The sequence below is a fragment of the Micromonospora sp. 4G55 genome (genome assembly GCF_016803375.1).
This window is the reverse complement of the sequence record NZ_JAEVHN010000655.1, coordinates 1-3,385: the sequence shown is the minus strand read 5'-3', so window position 1 is coordinate 3,385 and position 3,385 is coordinate 1. Positions and strand designations below refer to the sequence as shown.

Annotated in this window: 4 protein-coding genes and 1 tRNA gene; 1 reads left to right on the top strand and 4 read right to left on the bottom strand. The window is 74.3% G+C overall.

Annotated features, from left to right (window positions below; all coding sequences use genetic code 11):
- On the bottom strand, positions 1-1,218 hold a 1,218-nt coding region (locus tag JNW89_RS31790), incomplete at its 3' end, for an Hsp70 family protein (protein ID WP_238451870.1).
- A gap of 269 nt (positions 1,219-1,487) precedes the next feature.
- On the opposite strand from JNW89_RS31790, the gene JNW89_RS31785 reads away from it, so the two are divergent.
- A complete protein-coding gene (locus JNW89_RS31785) occupies positions 1,488-1,784 on the top strand; it encodes a hypothetical protein (RefSeq protein WP_238451869.1) in 297 nt (98 codons plus the stop codon).
- 85 nt (positions 1,785-1,869) lie between these two features.
- On the opposite strand, the gene JNW89_RS31780 is transcribed toward JNW89_RS31785, so the two are convergent.
- The 3 genes from JNW89_RS31780 to JNW89_RS31770 all read right to left on the bottom strand — a co-directional run bounded on the left by JNW89_RS31780 (position 1,870) and on the right by JNW89_RS31770 (position 3,166).
- A complete protein-coding gene (locus JNW89_RS31780; RefSeq protein ID WP_238451868.1) occupies positions 1,870-2,250 on the bottom strand; it encodes a hypothetical protein in 381 nt (126 codons plus the stop codon).
- A gap of 88 nt (positions 2,251-2,338) precedes the next feature.
- Entirely contained in the window at positions 2,339-2,668 is a 330-nt protein-coding gene (locus JNW89_RS31775) for a hypothetical protein (RefSeq protein ID WP_238451867.1), read from the bottom strand.
- Between the two features lie 424 nt (positions 2,669-3,092).
- Positions 3,093-3,166: transfer RNA gene (locus tag JNW89_RS31770), tRNA-Gly, on the bottom strand.
- Positions 3,167-3,385 lie beyond the last annotated feature (219 nt).

Sequence of the window (3,385 nt, the reverse complement as noted above, 5' to 3'; positions counted from 1 at the left end):
GGGTGCTCCGGGTGCCGCTACCGGGGCGTGGCCGGGTGCTGCCGCGGCGACCGGCGCCGGCCGGGACTGCGGGCGGGGCATCGGCAGGTCGGTCAGCGCCCCCTCGGCGACCGGCAGCTCGGGCTGTTCCAGCACCGTCGGCGCGATGCCCAGCTCGGCGTGCAGCATCCGGCCCACCAGCGGTATCCGGGACGAGCCGCCGACCAGGAAGAGCCCGGCCAGCCGCTCCGGGGTGAGCCCCGCGGCGGCGATCACCTCGCGGGTCTCCGCCACCGCCCGGGCCAGCAGGGGAGCGGCGAGCCGTTCCAGGTCGGCCCGGTCCAGCCGCGCCGCCGTCTCCACCCCCGGTACGGCGACCGGGGCGACGGTGGCCCGCGACAGCATCTCCTTCGCCCCGCGCACGTTGTCCCAGAGCTGCTGCCGGTCCCGCCACTGGGTGGCCGTCTCCGGCGTGGTCAGCCGGGCCCACCGTGCCGGGTCGGCGTCGGCGTCGGCGACCAGTTCCCCGAGCCGACCCACCAGGGCGGCGTCCAGGTCCAGGCCGCCCAGGTCGGCCACCCCACCGGTGGAGATCACGGTGAAGCCCGAGTCGCCCCACGGGTCGGCGCCCTCGTTGCGGACCACGGCGACGTCCAACGTGCCGCCACCGAAGTCGAAGACCGCGACCGCGCCGCCGACCGGCACCGGCCGGCGCAGCACGTCGGTGTAGTACCGGGCGGCGGCCACCGGCTCCCGCAGCAGGCGGGTCCCGGGCGGGATCGGCCCGGACATGGTGTGCTCGGCGGCAGTGGGCCAGCCGGCGAGCGCCAGCGCCTCGTGCAGCACCTGCCGTCGAGGCGCCTCCCAGGCCGCCGGGTAGGTGACCACCGCCGGGGGCAGGAAGCCGGCCGCCGCCACCGCCGACTCCGCCACCGCACGCAGGGTCGCCGCCAGCAGCTCCGCCGGGGGATACGCCCGCCCGCGCAGCGACACGCTCGGCTCGTCCACCCGCCGCTTCGGGTTCGGCTCGTACCCGGCCGGGTCGGCCTGCGCCAGCCGCTGCGCGTCCCAGCCGACGTGCAGCCGCCCGTCGGCGTCCGCGTACACGCCGGAGGGGAGGATCGGCTGGCCGTCGACGAGCAGCGGCCGGGTCCGCCCGTCCGGCCAGCGCAGCACGGCCACGGTGTTGGAGGTGCCGAGGTCGACGCCGAGGGCGAACCCGTCCTGCTGGCCTGCCATCGGTCGATACCTCCACGCCACGAGTTGCCCGGCCCCGCATCGTACGCAGCCGATGCAGCAGACCCGATCGACCGCCCGGCCCCGTCCGCCGGCCGAAACAAAGTGCGCGGCGTTCCACCCTGGCCGACGAACGGCCGACCGCCTGGTTCGCCACCGGGAGTCTTCCGGCGGTGGCCTCCGGCCCGGACAGGCGCTGGTGCCGGGATGGCCTGCGCGGGGCGGGGCCCGGCGTCGCCCGACGGCCCGGGCGTGCATGGAAGGCTGGTTGCGTGGGACTGAACCGGAAGGTGGCCGCCCGACTGGCGGAGGAACGCCTCGACGAGTGGCGGCGGCTCGGCCACCACCACTGGCGGGCCATGGTCGACCAGCGGCAGCGGCGCGACGTCACCGGCGCGGACGGCCGACGGTACATCGTGGTCAGCTCCGGCCTGGACGACGGCGACGGGCGGGTGCGGATCGCGGTGGCGGTGGACGACGGCGGCCGGTCCGCCCTCGCGCCGGTGGTCCGGGACGAGATCAGCCGGCCCGACGGCAACGGGACGGCGGGCGGTGCGCGGTTCGCCTGACCGTCGCGCTTCCAACGGCTCGACGGTGGGCTCGCAGCCCTCGGTTAGTCGAGGAGCCAGGTGTACAGAGTGGTCATCGGCGGGCTCAGCCAGGCGGCGACGACGAGGGCGGCGAGGACAGTGCTCGCCAGCAGGCTGCGCCATCGGGCGGACCCGGCACGCAGCCGGGGGGAGGCGAGCCGGGCGACGGCGACCAGCGCCGCGCCCCCTGCGGCCGGGGCACCAGGCCGATCACGACGACCAACACCAGCCACACCCCGCCCCACAGCCCCGGCCACAGGTCGGCGTTGCCCGTGGCGTCGTCACCCTGGCGGGGCAGGTAGAGGCGCCCGGAGAAGGCGGCGGCCCGGCCCAGCGCGACGCCGACGGCGACTAGGTACGCGCCGACCAGCAGGAACTGCGTACGGGCCAGGGCGCGGCCGGGTGGGCGCGGCGCGGCGGTCGCTGCGAGATCGGCGCTCGTCATGGGCGGGATGCTAGCCAGCGACGGTCGACTCCGACGCCCCGCCGGGCGCAGCACGCCACGGTTACTGGCCCATAGAGGGCCCGTGCCGCTACCTGCCCCGCCTCACTGGCGCCGTCAGGTCCCGCCGCAGGGCCTTCATCAGGGCCGCGTGTCGATTGGTGCCGCCACGTGGCATGAGTCGACGGGAGTACAGGGTTAGCAGCCCAACCCATATGGCGGCCACCCCGACAAACACTGTCGCGAACGTGATGACGAGCGGGACGAATGCCAGTGGTGGCTTCAGGGGCCAGAGGGCTATCACGCCGATGGACACACCCATCATGAGCGGCCCGAGCAACAGGCAGCGGTATCCGACGACGAGCAGCCGGTACGCCCCTGTCGCCCGGATGCGCTCGACTGCCTTGTCGACCTCTGCCACGTCGTGACCTCCCCGAATCGCCGTGACTGTAACGGGGCCCCGCTCCCGCGCCATCCCGTCCACCGTCGACCCACACCGTGGCGCTGGTCTGCTCGGCTCCGCCCGGGGTCAACGGTGAGCGGGATGGCTGCCCATCCCAAGATCGAAGCGCCCCCGCCGAAGGCAAGGCTTGTATCGGTCGGCGCGCCGGCAGCAGGCCGATTCGTCCGGCGCGGCCCGCTTGCGGGCCGCCTTGACCAGCACGCGACCAGTGAGCGGGATCGGGAGACTGCTTCGGCGATGGATCGGCGGATCGCCAAGAATGCTCGCGCCAAGCTGGCTGCGACACTTAGTGGCCCAGGTATGGCCCGCAAGATCAAAATAAGGGGGTGGCCTGCCGGCCAGGATCGGGGGAAAATGCCTCCGACCTGGGCCGAAGGTCTTTTGGAGCGGGCGACGGGAATCGAACCCGCACCGTCAGTTTGGAAGACTGAAGCTCTGCCATTGAGCTACGCCCGCATTCGCCCCGCCACGACGGGACGCGCCGACAGCCTACCCGGTCCCCCCACCCACCGCGCACAGGCATATCCACGCGTCCCCTCCCGGGTCCCGCGCACTTTCCGAGAAAGAGTGGCCTCACGGCGCCCGGAGGCCACTCTTTCTCGGAAAGTGCGGCCAGGGCAGCCGCCGCCAGGCGGCGCCCGGAGGGGTGGCGGGGGAGTCCGGTTGGTGGGGGTT

Excerpts from the sequence above, each read along its gene's own strand:
- JNW89_RS31780 (WP_238451868.1), bottom strand. The coding sequence starts at position 2,250 with ATGACGAGCGCCGATCTCGCAGCGACCGCCGCGCCGCGCCCACCCGGC.